Annotated in this window: 12 protein-coding genes, 1 tRNA gene and 1 pseudogene; 3 read left to right on the top strand and 11 right to left on the bottom strand. The window is 71.8% G+C overall.

The genetic code is table 11. The features are described from left to right. The first annotated feature begins 9 nt into the window (after nt 1-9). Nucleotides 10-1,251 (top strand): glutamyl-tRNA reductase, encoded by a 1,242-nt coding sequence (locus ATL40_RS06205; protein WP_098468778.1) that lies wholly within the window; start codon nt 10-12, stop codon nt 1,249-1,251. A 30-nt stretch (nt 1,252-1,281) separates the two neighbouring features. Beyond that, nucleotides 1,282-2,325, top strand: coding sequence for a LacI family DNA-binding transcriptional regulator (locus ATL40_RS06210; RefSeq protein ID WP_098468779.1), 1,044 nt, complete (start codon nt 1,282-1,284; stop codon nt 2,323-2,325). Nucleotides 2,326-2,345: 20 nt separating this feature from the next. Here ATL40_RS06210 and ATL40_RS06215 read toward each other — a convergent pair whose 3' ends face one another. The 11 genes and pseudogenes from ATL40_RS06215 to ATL40_RS06265 form a co-directional block, all read right to left on the bottom strand. Beyond that, on the bottom strand, nt 2,346-3,320 hold the full coding sequence (locus ATL40_RS06215; RefSeq protein ID WP_098468780.1) for an IS481 family transposase: 975 nt from the start codon (nt 3,318-3,320) through the stop codon (nt 2,346-2,348). A 94-nt stretch (nt 3,321-3,414) separates the two neighbouring features. Next, nucleotides 3,415-4,380, bottom strand: a complete 966-nt coding sequence (locus ATL40_RS06220; protein ID WP_098468781.1) for an aldo/keto reductase — start codon at nt 4,378-4,380, stop codon at nt 3,415-3,417. 44 nt (nt 4,381-4,424) lie between these two features. Next, nucleotides 4,425-5,105: a DedA family protein gene (locus ATL40_RS06225; RefSeq protein ID WP_098470329.1), complete on the bottom strand. Its 681-nt coding sequence runs from the start codon at nt 5,103-5,105 to the stop codon at nt 4,425-4,427. Between the two features lie 90 nt (nt 5,106-5,195). Continuing rightward, nucleotides 5,196-6,782: a metallophosphoesterase gene (locus ATL40_RS06230; protein ID WP_098468782.1), complete on the bottom strand. Its 1,587-nt coding sequence runs from the start codon at nt 6,780-6,782 to the stop codon at nt 5,196-5,198. Nucleotides 6,783-7,042: 260 nt separating this feature from the next. Next, nucleotides 7,043-7,116, bottom strand: a tRNA-Pro gene (locus ATL40_RS06240). 24 nt (nt 7,117-7,140) lie between these two features. Further along, nucleotides 7,141-7,914 (bottom strand): HNH endonuclease signature motif containing protein, encoded by a 774-nt coding sequence (locus ATL40_RS15375; RefSeq protein ID WP_098468784.1) that lies wholly within the window; start codon nt 7,912-7,914, stop codon nt 7,141-7,143. Nucleotides 7,915-7,958: 44 nt separating this feature from the next. Beyond that, a pseudogene (locus ATL40_RS15680) lies at nt 7,959-8,402 on the bottom strand (DUF222 domain-containing protein); the annotation flags it as partial. A gap of 78 nt (nt 8,403-8,480) precedes the next feature. Continuing rightward, the gene (gene cls, locus ATL40_RS06250; RefSeq protein ID WP_245866822.1) at nt 8,481-9,971 is read right to left on the bottom strand and encodes a cardiolipin synthase; all 1,491 of its coding nucleotides are present in this window, start codon (nt 9,969-9,971) and stop codon (nt 8,481-8,483) included. After that, nucleotides 9,961-11,505 carry a pyridoxal phosphate-dependent decarboxylase family protein gene (locus ATL40_RS06255; RefSeq protein WP_098468785.1) on the bottom strand — a complete coding sequence of 515 codons (1,545 nt, stop codon included), beginning with the start codon at nt 11,503-11,505 and terminating at the stop codon, nt 9,961-9,963. The genes cls and ATL40_RS06255 overlap by 11 nt, the downstream gene beginning before the upstream one ends. Next, on the bottom strand, nt 11,502-12,890 hold the full coding sequence (locus ATL40_RS06260; protein ID WP_098468786.1) for an MFS transporter: 1,389 nt from the start codon (nt 12,888-12,890) through the stop codon (nt 11,502-11,504). Before ATL40_RS06260 ends, ATL40_RS06255 begins: the two co-directional genes overlap by 4 nt. Nucleotides 12,891-12,964: 74 nt before the next feature. Then, nucleotides 12,965-14,014, bottom strand: a complete 1,050-nt coding sequence (locus ATL40_RS06265; RefSeq protein WP_098468787.1) for an MsnO8 family LLM class oxidoreductase — start codon at nt 14,012-14,014, stop codon at nt 12,965-12,967. 78 nt (nt 14,015-14,092) lie between these two features. Between ATL40_RS06265 and ATL40_RS06270 the strand changes: the two genes are divergently transcribed. Then, the gene (locus ATL40_RS06270) at nt 14,093-15,523 is read left to right on the top strand and encodes a dihydrolipoyl dehydrogenase family protein (protein WP_098468788.1); all 1,431 of its coding nucleotides are present in this window, start codon (nt 14,093-14,095) and stop codon (nt 15,521-15,523) included. Nucleotides 15,524-15,540 lie beyond the last annotated feature (17 nt).

The raw sequence follows: 15,540 nt of genomic DNA on the forward strand, positions 1-15,540 counted from the left end.
CGTGTGCCCATGCTGCTGGCGCTGTCGATGACCCATGCCACGGCTGGGTTCGCCACGCTGGAGAGCGCCACCGCTGCCGTCTCGGGGATGCTCGTACCGGAGGTGCTCAAGCGCACACTCGCCCACGACCACATCGACGGGGCTGTGCTCCTGACCACGTGCAACCGCCTCGAGGCCTACCTCGACATCCATCCCGACCGGGAGCGCGATGTCACGACCGCGGTGCTCGGCGCCCTGGCCGCGCGCGTCGGGGAGCCGGTCGAGACGATTCGCGACGCCGTGGCCGTCCGCCGCCGGGACGAGGCCGCCACCCACCTGTTCACCGTGACCAGCGGCCTGGACTCGCTGGTGCGCGGCGAGGGTGAGATCGCCGGCCAGGTGCGCCGCGACTACGACCTAGCGCGGGAGGCCGGGCACACCACCCCCGACCTCGACGCCGTGTTCCAGCGCGCCCAGCGCGTCTCACGTGAGGTGCGCAGCGCGGCCGGTCCGGTCGGCGGCGGTGAGGCGTCCGTGACCCAGCTCGCCCTGGAACTCGCCTCCGGGCACGTCGAGGACCTGCGCAGCGCGCAGGTGCTCCTGATCGGCACCGGGGCACACGCGCGCACCGCTGTGGTCGCCCTGGCTGGGCGCGGCGTCCGCGACGTCGCCGTCTACTCCGCTGCTGGCCGCGCGGAGCGGTTCGCACTGCGACATGGCGTGCGCGCGGTGCCCGATCTCGGTCCGGCGCTCGCCGAGGCCGACATCGTGCTCACCTGCACCTCCCGGACCGCGATCGCCGCCTCTGACCTCCCCGACCGCACCCGGGGGCGCCTGCTCGTGATCGACCTCGGACTCCCCCGAAACGTCGATCCGCACGTGGCGGACCTTCCCGGCGTGGACCTGCTGGATCTCGACACGATCGGCAAGCACGCCCAGGTACCGGGCCTACGCACCGATGAGGTCTCGGCCACCCTCATCCACGACGCCGTGGCCGACCTGAGCGCGGACCAGGACGCCGCAGCCACGGTGGTGGCCCTGCGCCGCCACGTCGGCGACATCCTGGACGCGGAGATCATGCGGGCCCGACGCCGCGCACAGGACGTCGAGGAGGCCGACCGCACCGAGGCTGCACTACGACACCTCGCTGGGGTGCTGCAGCACGGCCCGACCATCCGGGCGCGTCAGGCCGCAGCACAGGGCACGCTCGCGGAGTTCGACTCGGCCCTGGACCGTGTCCTCGGCGTCCGGGGTGCCCCGGTCACGCCATGAGCCACCCGGCTGGTTGCTAGGCTCCGGGGCATGCCGCCCAGGGAATCCCGCACGTCGCGTCCGGGGCCCTCGATCACGGATGTCGCCCGCCATGTCGGGCTCTCCCAACAGACCGTCTCCCGGGTGGCCAACGGCGCCTCCAACGTTCGCCCGGAGACCCGCGATCGCGTCCTGGCCGCGATGACGGAGTTGGGCTACGTGCCCAATCAGGCCGCACGCGCCCTGCGCTCGGGCACGTTCGCCAGCATCGGCCTGATCGCCCATCGGCTCTCCCGCACCGGCGAGAGCCGGATCGCCGAGGCCGTGGTCGACGGCGCACGCGACGTCGGCTACACCGTCACCCTGGTGGACGTGGAGGAGCCCGACGACGAGCGGGTGGCGGACGCAGCCCGACGACTGACGAACCAGGCCGTGGACGGGCTGATCATCCTGCGCGCGGAAGGTACTCCCCCGGAGTTCCTGTTCCCGGCTCGCATCCCGGTGGTCGTGGCCGATTCGCGCCCCTCGCCCCACTACACCACCGTCACGGTGGACGATTTCGGCGGCGGCGCCCTCGCCGTGGACCACCTGCTCGGTCTCGGGCACCGTACGGTGCACCACGTGGGCGGTCCGGCCGATTCCGTGCCGGGCCTGCTCCGCGAGCGCGGCTGGCGGGCCGCGCTCACCGCCGCCGGAGCGCCAGTGCCCGCAGTGGTACGAGGTGACTGGACCGCGCGCTCAGGCCTGGAGGTGGGTACCCGCCTCGCCCAGGACCCCACGGTGACTGCCGTGTGGTGCGCGAACGACGAGATGGCGGCCGGGGTCATGCTCTCCCTGCATCGCGCGGGACGCCGCGTGCCGCACGACGTCTCGGTCGTCGGGTTCGATGGCATCGAGTTGGCCGAGGTGCTGTACCCGCCCCTGACCACGGTGAATCTGGACTTCGATGCGGTCGGTCGGCATCTCGTGGCTGCGCTCCTGGCGCAGATCCCCGGCGCACCTGGTTCGGGCGGGGACGAGGTGCCGCCACGGAACCAGGTGCTCCCTGTGGGCCTCCTTGAGCGGGAGAGCACCGCTCCCCCGCCGCTGCGCTGACGGCGTTGACGGGGCCCGCGCTAGGTGTACTGACCCGTGGGGTTGTTGACGCGGTCGATGGGGCGTTGACCGCGGATGCCGAGGTGGGGTCGTTCTAGGTTGTAGTGCTCGAGCCAGGTTGGCAAGGCTGCTGCTCGGTCGGTGTTGCTGGTCCAGACCTGGGTGTAGGCCCACTCGGTGACCAGGGTGCGGTTGAGACGTTCGACTTTGCCGTTGGTCCAGGGGCAGTGGGGGCGGATGAACTTCTGCTTCGCTCCCAGCATGGCGACCGCGCTGATGAAGGCTGTGCCGCGGCGGTAGGCCAGGGCGTTGTCGGTGATGACTCGTTCGATCCGTGTGATGCCGTGGGTGGCGAAGTAGGCCGCGGCGTTGGTCAGGAACTGGGCGCAGGTGGCGGTGTTCTCGTCGGGGTGGATCTCGGCGTAGGCGAGCCGGGTGTGGTCATCGATCGCGGCGTGGACGTAGTCGTAGCCGTTCCCGCGTCCGCGAACCTGTTCGCGGCGGCCGTGGGCACGCCAGCCACCGCCGCTGGGGATGCGCCCGAGCTTCTTCACGTCCACGTGGATCAACGAGCCGGGGTAGGCGTGCTCGTAGCGCTGAGCGCTGCGGCGCCGGGCCCTGATGACCTGGCCCGTGAGCGGGTCGCACTCGGACAGACGTGGGGTGTGGTGACGAGCCAGGACCCGGCCAACGGTCGAGGCGGGCAGGCCGAGGCGGCGTGCGATCCAGACCGGGCCACGGCGGCTCAGGAGGCGCTCGATCCGGATCCGGGTCTCGATGCAGGCCGGGGTTCGTCCCGGGTGGCTGTGGGCCACGCTCGAGCGGTCCTGAAGACCGGGTAGTCCTTCGGTCTGGAATCGTCGCCACCAGCGCCAGGCCGTGGTGCGGGAGACACCCATCTCGGCCGCGACATGAGCCACTGCTCGACCGGATCCGATCCGTTGCACCATCGTGAGCCTGCCGGCAGGGGTCAGCCGGGCGTTAGCGTGAGACACGAGAGACCTCCGTTGATCGATCTGGGCACTTTCAGCAGTCCCAACTCGACACGGAGGTCTCTCGCTACGTCAACAACCCTCCTGGTCAGTACAGCTAGGCCCCGGTGACCTGCGAGGCCTCGGTGAGGGTGCCGATCTCCTCGGCCGAGAGCTCCAGGCTCATGGAGGCCATCAGCGCCGGCAGCTGGCCGGTGTGACGCGCGCTCGCGATGGGAGCGGCGATCGTGGCCTGGGCGCGAAGCCACGCGAGCGACACCGTGGCCACCTCGACCACGTGCGCAGCGGCGATCTCGTCGAGCGCCGCGAGCACCGCGCGGCCACGGTCGTCGAGGTACTTCCCGGCGCCGCGGGCGCGGGGCGAGTCGTGGCTGGTGCCGTCGCGATAGGAGCCCGCGAGGAAGCCGGACGCCAGCGCGCTGTACGGCAGCACCCCGAGGCCGAAGCGCTCAGCCGCGCCGCGCAGGCCGTCCTCGAAGCCACGCTCCATGAGGTTGTAGTGCGGCTGGAGGGCAACGGGCGCGTGCAGACCGTCTCGCTCCACGGCCTCGAACCACTCAGCGATCCGCTCCGGGGTGTAGTTGGAGATGCCGATCTCCCGGATCAGTCCCTCGTCCTTGAGCCGGGAGAACGCGGCTGCGGTCTGCGCGATGGGGGTGTCGGTGTCGTCGAAGTGGGCGTAGTAGAGGTCGATCCGGTCGGTGCGCAGGCGCTGCAACGAGGCGCGCGCCGCCGCTGCGACGTTGGAGGCGGACAGGCCGCGGAACTGCGGGTGCTTGGAGACCTTGGAGGCGATCACGACGTCGTCGCGCCGTCCGGAGGCAGCCAGCCACTGCCCGATCAGGGTCTCGCTCTCACCGCCGTCGTTGCCCGGCACCCAGGCCGAGTACGCGTCCGCCGTGTCGACCATGCGGCCGCCTGAGGCGAGGAAGGCGTCCAGCACCTCGAAGGTCGCGGTGCGGTCGGCCGTCCATCCGAATACGTTCCCGCCCAGCACCAGCGGCGCCGCGGCGAGGTCGAGCGTGCCCAGGGTGGTGGGTTCCGTGTCGCTTCCGGTGATCATGTCACCTGCAACGCAGTGCAGCGTCTCGTATTCCCGACAACCGTTCAGTCCCGGTCGGCCTCGGATCCCGACTCCCCCGGGCGTTCCTCCAATGTGAGGTACCTGCCCTCGCTGCGCTGGATGAGCTTCTTGGCCACGAGCACGGCGAGCAGGAACAGCACGACAATGCCCACGAACAGGTAGCCCGCATAGTGCGCGCGGTCGGCGAGTTCGCGGTAGGTGCCGGCCGCGGCGGCGGCGACCGAGACGTACGCCGTGGTCCACACCACGCACGCGGGCAGGGTCCAGGCGAGGAAGCGCCGGTAGGTGTAGGTGCTCATACCCACCGTGAGCGGTACCAGCGAGTGCAGCACGGGCAGGAAGCGGGACAGGAAGATCGCCACACCGCCGCGGCGTTCGAGGTAGAGGTCGGCCCGGCGCCAGTTGTCCTCCCCGATCCGGCGGCCCAGTGCCGAACGCCGGATCGCAGGGCCGAGCATGCGGCCCAGCCAGAAGCCGATGCTCTCCCCCACCAAGGCGCCCAGCACCACGGCGACCCCGAGCAGCACGCCCTGCAACGGTGTGGTCACAGCGGTGCCGGCCACGATCACCACGGTGTCGCCGGGGAAGATCAACCCGATCAGCACGCTCGTCTCCAGCATGATGCCGAGCCCCGCGAGAAGGGTGCGCAGCCACGGGTCGACCTCGGCCACGGCGTCGAGCGCCGCGCTGATCACCTCGTTCACCCACACACTCCGATCGGTCCGAGCGGCTTCGCACCGGTACCTGCGACGAGCCTAACCGAGCGGCAGGAAGCACCTGATCGCGAGGAGTCCTCAGCCCACGAGGTCGAGCGTCACGTCGTAGTCGTACTGGGAGTAGTGGGTGTCGTTGCTCGGGGCGTAGATGCGCGTGGTGGTCTCGCCGGTGGCGGCGTCGATCGTGACGAGGGTGACCCCGTTCGCCTTGTTCCCGGTGACATCGTTGTTGAGGATCGCGGCCACGGTGTTCCCCTGCGCGCCGGTGTCCGTGCGCGTGGCAGACGACCCGATATGACCGGAGAACACCATGGAGATGTTGGGGTACTTGCTCACGAGCTGGTCGTAGACATAGCGGCCGTTGGTCGCGTTGTTACCCACGGCGCCCCCGTGGATGCTGCCGTCCCACGAGAGGTAGTAGTGGGTGGACAGGAGCACGTTGTGCTCGGGGTGCGACTCGACCACGTCCTGCGCCCAGGCGACCGCCTCGGCCCGCGGGTTGTACTCGAGCGAGAGCACCATCCAGTCCTTGCCGCCGGCGCTGAAGGTGGAGTAGACGTTGTCGACCTTCCCCGCCTCGAACGCGCCGTCGACCCCGCCGAAGTCCTCCGCGGTGAAGTTCTCGTTGAACTCCTGGGTCGCGCGCAGCAACTTGCTCGTGTGGCAGGCGTCTGCACCGAGACGGGCCTCGCACTCCCCGGAGTTGATGTAGGCGCTGCCACCCACCCCCACGGCACGGGTGTCGTGGTTGCCGATGCTCAGCACGAACGGGATATCGGCCTCAGCGAGGATGTCGGTGGCCTCGCTGGCGACGTCGTACTGCGACTGGTCCAGCCATCCCCAGTTCACGACGTCCCCGGAGTGCATCACGAACTCCAGGTCGAGGTCGTCGGCGTTCTCAGCGAGCCAGCTCGTCAAGCCGCTCCAGCGTGGATCCCGCGTACCGACCCACGTCTGGGTGTCCGGGATGACGGCCACCGTGAAGGTGGAATCGGCGTCAGGCTCAGGCTCAGGCTCAGGCTCGGGTGTGGGAACGGGAACGGGCTGTGGCGACGGGGCCGCAGCCGCGCCGTCTGCCACGAAGTCCTCCCCCGGCGCGGCGTAGAACGCCACCTTCTCGTAGGTCCAACCCTCCGACTCGAGCCGGGCGCGTTCGAAGTCGCCCGCGGCGAAGGCGTGCATGGTGCCCTTGAGCAGTCGGTGCACCTCGATGCAGCCCTCACCGCCGTTCGCTGCCGCGTAGAACGGGGACCCCGAGCGGATGTACCCGTACTTCGCGACGGCAGTGTCTACCTCGCCCCCCGCCTGGATCCACACGAAGTTGCCCGTGCGCGGGTGCCACAACCGGACCAGTTCGACGAGCCCCTCACGCTCGTGGATGCTCGCCTCGAACGGCGAACCCCAGGAGTCGTCGAAGCCGTAGTGCGTCATCGCGCCGTCCGCCTCGCCTCCCCACTGGGTCAACAGGGTCTGATCGGTGCTCGACTTCACCCGCTCGTGGATCGGGTCCTCGAGAGCGGAGCAGGCGGCGGTGTCCGCCGAGGCGGTCGTCAGTGGCGTTCCGACCACCAGGAGTGCGGACACGGGGGCGGCAGCGAGCAGGGCGATGGCAGTTCGAGTGGTCAGGCGGCGCTGTGGCAACGTCATGAGGGGGTCCTTGGCCATGATCGAGGATAGAGACTGTTCAGAAGTGTCTGGACACCTCTGCGGCGATCATGCTAAGTGGCAGGTCGTCCACGGTGGGGAACCGGAGTGATCCGCGTGATGTGCACCACACCTCAGTCGGCGCAGCCGCGCTCACCCACCCGTTCTCCCCGAACTCCACGAGTGTGGTCGGGTTGATCACCGCACGGCCCACGATGACGAATGGCCCGAACCCACATCCGTGGGTTCGGGCCATTCCGATGTCCTGAGACATCACACGGTCGGGCTGACAGGATTTGAACCTGCGACCCCTTGACCCCCAGTCAAGTGCGCTACCAAACTGCGCCACAGCCCGTTGCCCCGTAGGGCCTCGGACACTCTACACCGCCACAGGCCAGTCTCCGAACTCGTCCGCGTGCAGGCGGTCGTAGAGTGCATCGAGCCGACCCGCCACGGGCCCATCGGCCGGCTGGAGGGCCTCGACCGACTCGAGGTAGCGCTCCTGACGGGACGGTCCGGGTGCGGCGCGGAGGCCGCGCTCGTTCGGCAAGGCAACCCGCCCGTCGGGCAGCCTCAGAAACGCCTGTCCCAGGGGTGTGCGCCACAGGAGCGAGCCATCATCCAGGCGTGTGGAGCGATGGCCCTCGTGCGTGCGAAGCCGATGATGTCGGCGACACAGCGCCACCAGGTTCCCGGCGCTGGTCGAGCCACGCGGCCACTCGATGACGTGATCGAGGTCACACCACCAGGCCGAGACGCAGCAGCCGGGCGCCTGGCAGATGCCGTCCCTCGTGCGGACGTAGCGGCTCAGTGTGGCTGAGGGTCGATAGCCCTCGCACGGGGGTGGGACGACGCCCGGGAGTGGCTCGCCTGCGGCGTCGGCGTGGTGCACGACGGGCGTCACCACCTCGACCCAGGGGCGATCGACCAGCGCGGGCACCAGGCGCGGCGCGATCGGCCCGACCCCGACCACCTGCGGCACGTCCCGTCCGGCCACGCATGCTGCGGGCGGCTGGTACCCGAGGAACGGCGACCGGGCGACGGGATCGGCAGCCTCAGGGGCCCGGATCGCACAGGCGTCGGCATCCACCAGGCTGACCGCCTGATCCGCCTTCCCCGCCTGGGCCCGCGGCGACGCAACGATCCGCACCACGGCCCGTCGGCGTCGAACGTGAAGGTGTCGTCGGTCGCACCGCGGACCCCGGCCGTCCCGGTGACCAGGGCCTGCTGCGCCATCGCCACGAGGACGTCCGCACGCAACTGCTGCAGCGAGCGTGCATCGCCCGCCGCATGGGCGGCACGCGCAGCCGCCTCGCACGTGGCATCCAACGCGGCGGCCGCGGGCGCCGGCACGGTGGCCCCGAGCGTGGCCATTCCGTGACCGCGTGAGCGCACCGGGTGCACGCGCCCGGCCCGCGCGCGGTGCGCCGCATCGGCGCGGTGCGTCACCTGCAGCGCCTCGCCCAGCCGATTCCGCGGCACCGTGGCCGGGCAGATGTCCCACGAGAGCGTCGGGTCCTCGACCTCCGCCCACTGCGGACCCGAGGTGTCGAAGGCGCCGAGCGAGGCAGGGGCAAGGACTGAGGGAGTGGCTGGGTCAAGGGCGCAGGCGAGCAGTGCCGCCCCCTCCGCAACGACCACCTAGCCCGTCCCCATGACGATATGATACGCCTGTTCGACTCATGGCGCCAGGGTCGAACGACGCCTGGGGATGGACGCCTACTGCAGCGCCGAGGTCAGCCGCATCGCGTTGTCGAGGTACTTCAGGTGCCTCGGGCGCGCCAACCACTCCTCGAGCAGCAGCTCGCGGGAGATCTCCCGGTAGTGGTCCTCCACCGCGCGCATGCGCGTGGTGATCGGCTCGCCGAGCATCATCACCGAGATCTCGAAGTTCAGCGCGAACGAGCGCATGTCCATGTTGGAGGAACCGATCACGGCGATGTCGTCGTCGACCGTGAAGTGCTTGGAGTGCAGGATGTACGGCGCCGGGTAGAGGTAGATCCGCACCCCCGCCTCCAGCAGCGTGCGGTAGTAGGACGCCTGGGCATGTCCCACCATGAACTGGTCGGACTGCTCCGAGACGAACAGTTCCACCTCAACCCCGCGCTGCGCGGCCGCCTTCACCGCGTACAGCAGGGACTCATCCGGCACGAAGTACGGGCTGGTCAACGAGATGCGCCGGGTCGCGGAGTACATCAGCGTGGTGAACAGCGCGAGGTTGTTCTCCGCGCGCACCCCCGGGCCGCTCGGCACCACCTGGCAGGACACGCTCCGCACCTGTGCGCCGTCCCCCACCCGCACGGGCTCGGCGACCTCGACATCGAGCACCTCGGAGGTCTCGGAGTACCAGTCGGTGGCGAACACCGCGTCCAACGCCGAGACCGCGTGCCCACGCAGCCGCACCATGCACTCCACCCACTGCCGCCCCAGCCGGTGATTGCGGGCCTTGTGATAGCCGCGTTCGGTGAGGTTGAGGGACCCGGTGAACGCGACGGCGCCGTCCACCACGAGCAGCTTGCGGTGGTTGCGCAGGTCGGGGCGGCGGAACCGGCCCCGCAGCGGCATGATCGGCAGCATCGGGTACCAGCGGATCCCCGTGGCATCCAACCGCCGGGTGAAGTCCCGGTACCCCGCCAGACGCCGCGAGCCGATGTGATCGAACAGCAACCGGACGTCCACCCCGCGCTCGGCCGCCCGTGCCATCGCCTCGAACAACGGGCCGGTCAGCTCGTCCCAGGCCGCGATGTAGAACTCGGCGTGCACCGCGCGCTGGGCCTGCTCCACCTCCGCGGTCATCTCGGCGATGACGTCCTCGTACTGCTCGATCACGAGCACGTCGTTGTCCGCCACCAGGGGCAGCGCCCCGAGGTTGTCGTTGAGCCGCACCACGGCGGGCATCAGCGGTGAGGAGTCGGCGGGCGGGGCGACCGCGGGGAACGCCCCGACCTGTTCCCGCACCCGCTTACGGGCCTCGATCTGGCGCAGGTGGCGCCGTCGGCCCACATCCACGCGCCCGAAGAGCCAGAAGATGATCAGCCCGGCCACCGGGATGAACATGATCAGCAGGATCCACGCCATCCCCGTGGAGGGCTTGCGGTTGCCGGGGACGACGCCGACGGACAGCACCCGCACCACGCCGTCCAGGACCAGGGCGAGCACGCCGGTGACGGCGACGATCACGGACCAGTCGATGCCGGTGTCAGTGAACACCGTCACCTCCCGTGGGGGGTTCGAAGCCGCGCGCCAGGAGCTCGATCAGCAGGCGCTCCACGACCGGCGCGGGGAGTTCTTCGACCAGGGCGAGCACCGGGGCCAGGTCGTCGGGCAGCGCACCCGCGCCCTCGGCGCCTGTCAGCAGCCCGGCGGACTGGAGCGCCGCGAGCGCAGCACCCGAGGTCATGACGGCCCCGCCCTGGGCATCACCCTCCCGGAAAGCGGCCACCAGGGCGGCCGCCTGTTCGCGCACGTCCAACGGCGCAGCGCCGCGCACCTCGGCGGCGGCCGCGGCGGCCGCGGCAACGAGCGGCTCCAGGACCTGCGTCGTGACCGGGGTGATCGTCAGGTGCGCGGTGTGCGGCAGGCGGGTCCCGTCAGCCTGCCGGTGACCGGGCTGCTGCTGGATCGCGAAGCCATGCCGCCCCATGGCATCCGCCCACCGGTGCGGGTCCACGCGCTGCGCCGCTGGCACGGCCTCGTCGGCCGCGAGGGCGATCATCGGACCGACCCGCTCCCCCACGATCCGTAGCCCCTCGATCTCGCTCAGCGCCTGCGCGAGGGAGGACGTCGTGGCGGCCAGGCCCCGGGAGATCTCTTCGAAGCCGCGGCGCCCGAGGTGGCGCAGGATCGCCCATGCGGCGGCCGCGGGCCCGGCGCTGCGCGAGCCCAGCAGGGTCGGGTTGACCACCGGGTACCCGGGCCAGCGGGCGGTGGCGAAGTACTGAAGGCGCTGCCGGTCGCGGCCGCGCTGGAGCAGGACGGAGGCGCCCTTGGGCGCGTAGCCGTACTTGTGCAGGTCGGCGGACAGGCTCACCACGCCCGGCACGCGCAGGTCCCAGGGCGGGAGGTCCTCGGGCCAGAATGCCAGCGCGAAGCCGCCGAGGCAGGCATCCACGTGCACGTCGACCCCGAGCGCCGCCGCCCGGGGCGCGACCTCGGCGATGGGGTCGAGCACGCTGACCGGGTAACTGGGTGCGGACATCACCAGCAACGCCACATCGTCGCCGAGGCGGTCCAGGAGGTCCGCCGCGCGCGGGCGCCCGGTCTCGGCGTCCACCGGCACCAGGTCGAGCCCGAGGTCGAACAGGTGCGCCGCCTTGTGGAAGGCGGCGTGCACGGTCGAGGGCGCCACCAGGCGCGGCACGCTCCCGGGGCCCGCGCCGCGACGGGCCCGCCAGGCATCCCGCGCCGTCTTCACCGCGAGCAGGCAGCTCTCGGTGCCTCCGGAGGTCACGCTGCCGACCACCTCGCCCGCGGAACTCCCGCCGAACGCCTCGATCGCGAACGCGAGGATCTCCGACTCGATCACCGCGACCGAGGGGAAGGCCGTGGGGTCGAGCCCGTTCACCGGCAGCATCGTGTGAACCGCCTGGGCGGCGAGGTCGTCGAGCTCGGCCTGACCGGAGTCGTAGACGTAGGAGAGCAGGCGGCCTCCGTGGGTGGGGGCGTCGAGGGTCCGCAGCGCGCGCAGGCGGTCCATCACCGTGCTGGTGGGCTCGCCGGCCCCGGGTGGGGGTGGTGGGGTCATGGCCGTCCTTTCGATGCGTCGTCGTCCATTCTCGCCCGCGCATCGATCCGGTACCGCCACAGCGGCAGCAGGCTCGCGGCGGTGAGCACGGCGGGCAGCAGGGAGAAACTCAGGGCGATACCGACGACGGCGGGGGCCGGTTGCGTGACGGTGACGCCACCAGAGGTCTCCACATAGCCCGTCATCGTGAGCACCACCGTCAGCGCGGCGGCGCCCAGGGCCATCCCGGTGGTCTCCACCGCCGTCCAGACCCCGCCGAAGACCCCGGCGACGTCCTCACCGTGGCGAGCGGCGTCGTCGCCGATCACGTCCGGGAGCATCGCCATCGGCATGGCCTGCATGCCGGCATAGGCGCCCCCGGCCAGCGCCACCGGGAGGTACATCCAGGCTCCCGGCGCGAACGCGCTCGCCACCAGGGCCAGGGTGCCGATGGTGAACAGCAGGCTCGCCCACGTGAAGGAGCGCTTCTTCCCGATCCGGTACGCCAGGCGCCCCCACAGCGGCGCGAGGGCGATCGCGGGGGCGATCAACGCCGCGAACAGCAGCGAGAGCGCGAGCTCGGACTCCATCACCCACACGGCCACGTAGTTGGCGCCGGCGAGCATGGCTCCCGTGGCCACGGCCTGCAGCGCGAAGGCGAGCAGCAGCACCCGGAACGCCGCGCTGCGGCGCAGCACCCGCAGCCCGGCGCGGTAGGCGGCCATGGCACCGGAGGCTCCCGCGGCGCGGACCCCGCCCGCCGCCCCCGGGGGCATCCGGGGTGCAACGCGCGTGGAGATCAGCAGTCCGGCGCCGATCGTCAGCCCCGCCACAGCCGCCATCAGCAGGTACCCCGTGTACTCCGTGCCGACGTCCCGCAGCAGGGGACCCAGCCCGCCGAAGGCGAGGATCGCCAGGCTCAGCACGGCCACCCGCCAGCCCAGCAGCCTGGAGCGCTCGTCGTAGTCGCCGGTGAGCTCGGCGGGTAGCGCGATGTAGGGCACCTGGAACAGCGAGAAGGCCGTGGAGGCGGCCAGGTAGGCCACACCCACCCACAGCGCGGCGAGTGCCGCCCCCGTGCCCGGTGGCACCGCGAACGTCGCGACGAACAGCACCGGGAGGGCGAGCGCGCCGACCACCATCGCCCGGGCCCGGGTGCCGCAGCGCACCAGGGCCGCGTCGCTGTGGGCGCCGATCACGGGGTCGATGAGCACGTCCCACACCCGCACCAGGGTCACGATCAGGCCCGCCACCCAGGCGGCCACCGCGAGGGTGTCGGTGCGGTAGAAGATCAGCACCAGGCCGGGCAGCGTCGCGAACCCTCCGGTCCCCACCGAGCCCAGGGCATAGCGCCGCACGACGGCGCGGGGCAGCCGCGGCTCGGGGACGACCGGTTCCTGCACCATCCGAACGCTACGTCATCGCCTCGCCATCGGCGCGCTACGCGCCGGTCATCTCCCGGTCAAACGCGCGTCCCTGCTCACGCGAGCAGTTCCTCGGCGAGCAGCCGCAGGGTCTCCTCCCGCGCCGGGACCCGGTCCAGCGGATCGGCCTCGAACGCCCCCGCGGCCGGGGAGATCATCACCTCGTCCACACCGTGCCGCCGCGCCATCGCCCGCAGCTGCTCGGCCGCCTCCTGCGGGGTGCCGACCACCGCGGCACCCGAGGTCGCCGCCACGAGCTCGGCCTGCGCCGTCGTCAGCGCGATGGCCTCGGCCTCCTCGACCGTGAGTTGCGGCCGCAGCGGCGCCCCGGTGCGCAGGAACGCCATCTGCACCGCCTGCGGTCGCGCCAGCCGGCGCGCCGTGGCGGCGTCCCGCGCCGCCACCACGTTGACCGGCAGGATCGTCACCGGCTCGGGGTAAGCGTCCGAGGGCTGGTAGTTCTCGCGGTAGGTCGCCAGCGCGCGCTCCAGCCCGGGCATCCCGAAGTGATTCGCGAACACGTACGGCAGGCCGGTGCGGGCCGCGAGGTCGGCGGAGAACCCCGAGGACCCGAGCAGCCACACATCGGGGGCGGAGGTCGCCCGCGGCGTCGCCCGCACCTCATACGGCCGCCCGGCCAGGGAGAGCGAGACCGGCTCCCCCACGCCCGTGCGGCCCCGCCCGAGCAGTTCACGCAGCAACTCGACGTCCTGCTCGAAGCGCTCCGCGGCATCCGCGCCGCCGCCGCGCATGAGGTAACTCGTGACCGGATCGGATCCGGGTGCCCGGCCCAGGCCCAGGTCGATCCTGCCGGGGAACATGGCCTCCAGGAGCGCGAACTGCTCGGCGACCGCGAGCGGGGTGTGGTTGGGCAGCATCACTCCCCCGGAGCCGAACCGGATCCGTGAGGTGCCCTGGGCGAGGAACGGGATGAGCACGCCGGGCACCGAGGAGGCCACGGCCGGCATGTTGTGGTGCTCGGCCACCCAGTACCGGGTGTAGCCGAGGGCGTCGGCGAGCCGCGCCTGGGAGGCGCTGGCGGCGAGCGAGAGCGCGGAGGTCTGGGCGGTGCGGGTGGGGATGAGGTCGAGGACGCTGAGCTTCACCCCTGGTACAACGCCGTCAGGCCCCCGGTGTTCCCTCACCCGATGGCGCCCGCGCTCCCGCGCATCTAGCCTCGGGTGATGAACACCTATGACGTCATCGTGATCGGGGCCGGCCCCGTCGGGGAGAACGCGGCCGACCGCGCCGTCCAGGGCGGACTGAGCGCCGTCATCGTGGAGGCCGAACTGGTGGGCGGCGAGTGCTCCTACTGGGCGTGCATGCCCACCAAGGCCCTGCTGCGCCCCGGGCACGCCCTCGCGGCGGCCCGGGCGGTCCCCGGCGCCCGGGAGGTCACCGCCGAGCGGATCGACGCCGCGGCGAGCCTGGCCTACCGGGACTCCTTCGCCTCGCACTGGAAGGACGACGGTCAGGTCTCCTGGCTGTCCGGCGCCGGTATCGACCTGGTGCGCGGTCGTGGCCGGCTGGCCGGGGAACGCACGGTCGAGGTGGTGCGCGACGGCGAGGATCCGCTGGTGCTCACCGCTCGCCACGCGGTGGTGCTCGCCACCGGCAGCCGCCCCACGATCCCGCCCGTCCCGGGCCTGGCCGAGGCCTCGCCGTGGACCAACCGGGAGGCGATCTCGGCCGAGAGCGTGCCCGAGCGCGTGCTGATCATCGGCGGCGGCGTGGTCGGCAGCGAGTTCGCGACGGCGTTCACGGACCTGGGCAGCCGGGTCACGATGCTCGTGCGCGGTGAGCGGCTGCTGGAACGCAACGAACCGTTCGCGGGCGAGGCCGTGGCGGCCTCCCTGCGCGAGATGGGCGCGGACGTGCGCCTGGGCACGAGCGCCGAGCGGGTGGAGCGCGGGCAGGACGGCGTGGTCCGTGCCACGCTCGGCTCGGGCGAGGTCATCGAGGCCGACGAGGTCGTCGTGGCCACCGGGCGCCGCCCCGCCCCGCCCGAGGGCGCACCCGAGCGGGTGCAGGTGGACGAGGCGATGCGGGTGCTCGACGACGACGGCGCGCCGCTGGGGTGGCTGTGGGCCGTGGGCGACGTGAACGGGAGGGCGCTGCTGACCCACCAGGGCAAGTACCAGGCGCGCGCCGCGGGAGACGCGATCGCGGCGATCGCCTCCGGCCGCGCCCTGGACGACGCCCCGTGGGGGGCCCACGTCGCCACCGCCGACCATGACGCCGTGCCGCAGGTCACCTTCACCCGACCCGAGGTGGCCTCGGTCGGGCTGAGCGCCGCGCAGGCCACCGAGCGGTTCGGCGAGCAGCGCGTGAAGGCCGTCGACTACAACCTGGGCTGGGTCGCCGGAGCCGCGGTCTTCGCGCAGGGCTACACCGGCCAGGCCCGCCTGGTGGTGGACACCGAGCGGTCGGTGGTGCTCGGCGCCACGTTCGTGGGCGCGGACGTGGGCGAACTCGTGCAGGCCGCCACCATGGCGGTGGTGGGCGAGATCCCCGTGCACCGGTTGTGGCACGCGGTCCCCGCCTACCCCACGATCAGCGAGATCTGGCTGCGCCTGCTGGAGGAGCTCGGCCGGGACAGCGCGCTCACGCGCTGAGAGGGGCGGGTGCGGGC

Origin of the sequence: Serinibacter salmoneus (assembly GCF_002563925.1) — a bacterium.
GTDB classification, from domain to species: domain Bacteria; phylum Actinomycetota; class Actinomycetes; order Actinomycetales; family Beutenbergiaceae; genus Serinibacter; species Serinibacter salmoneus.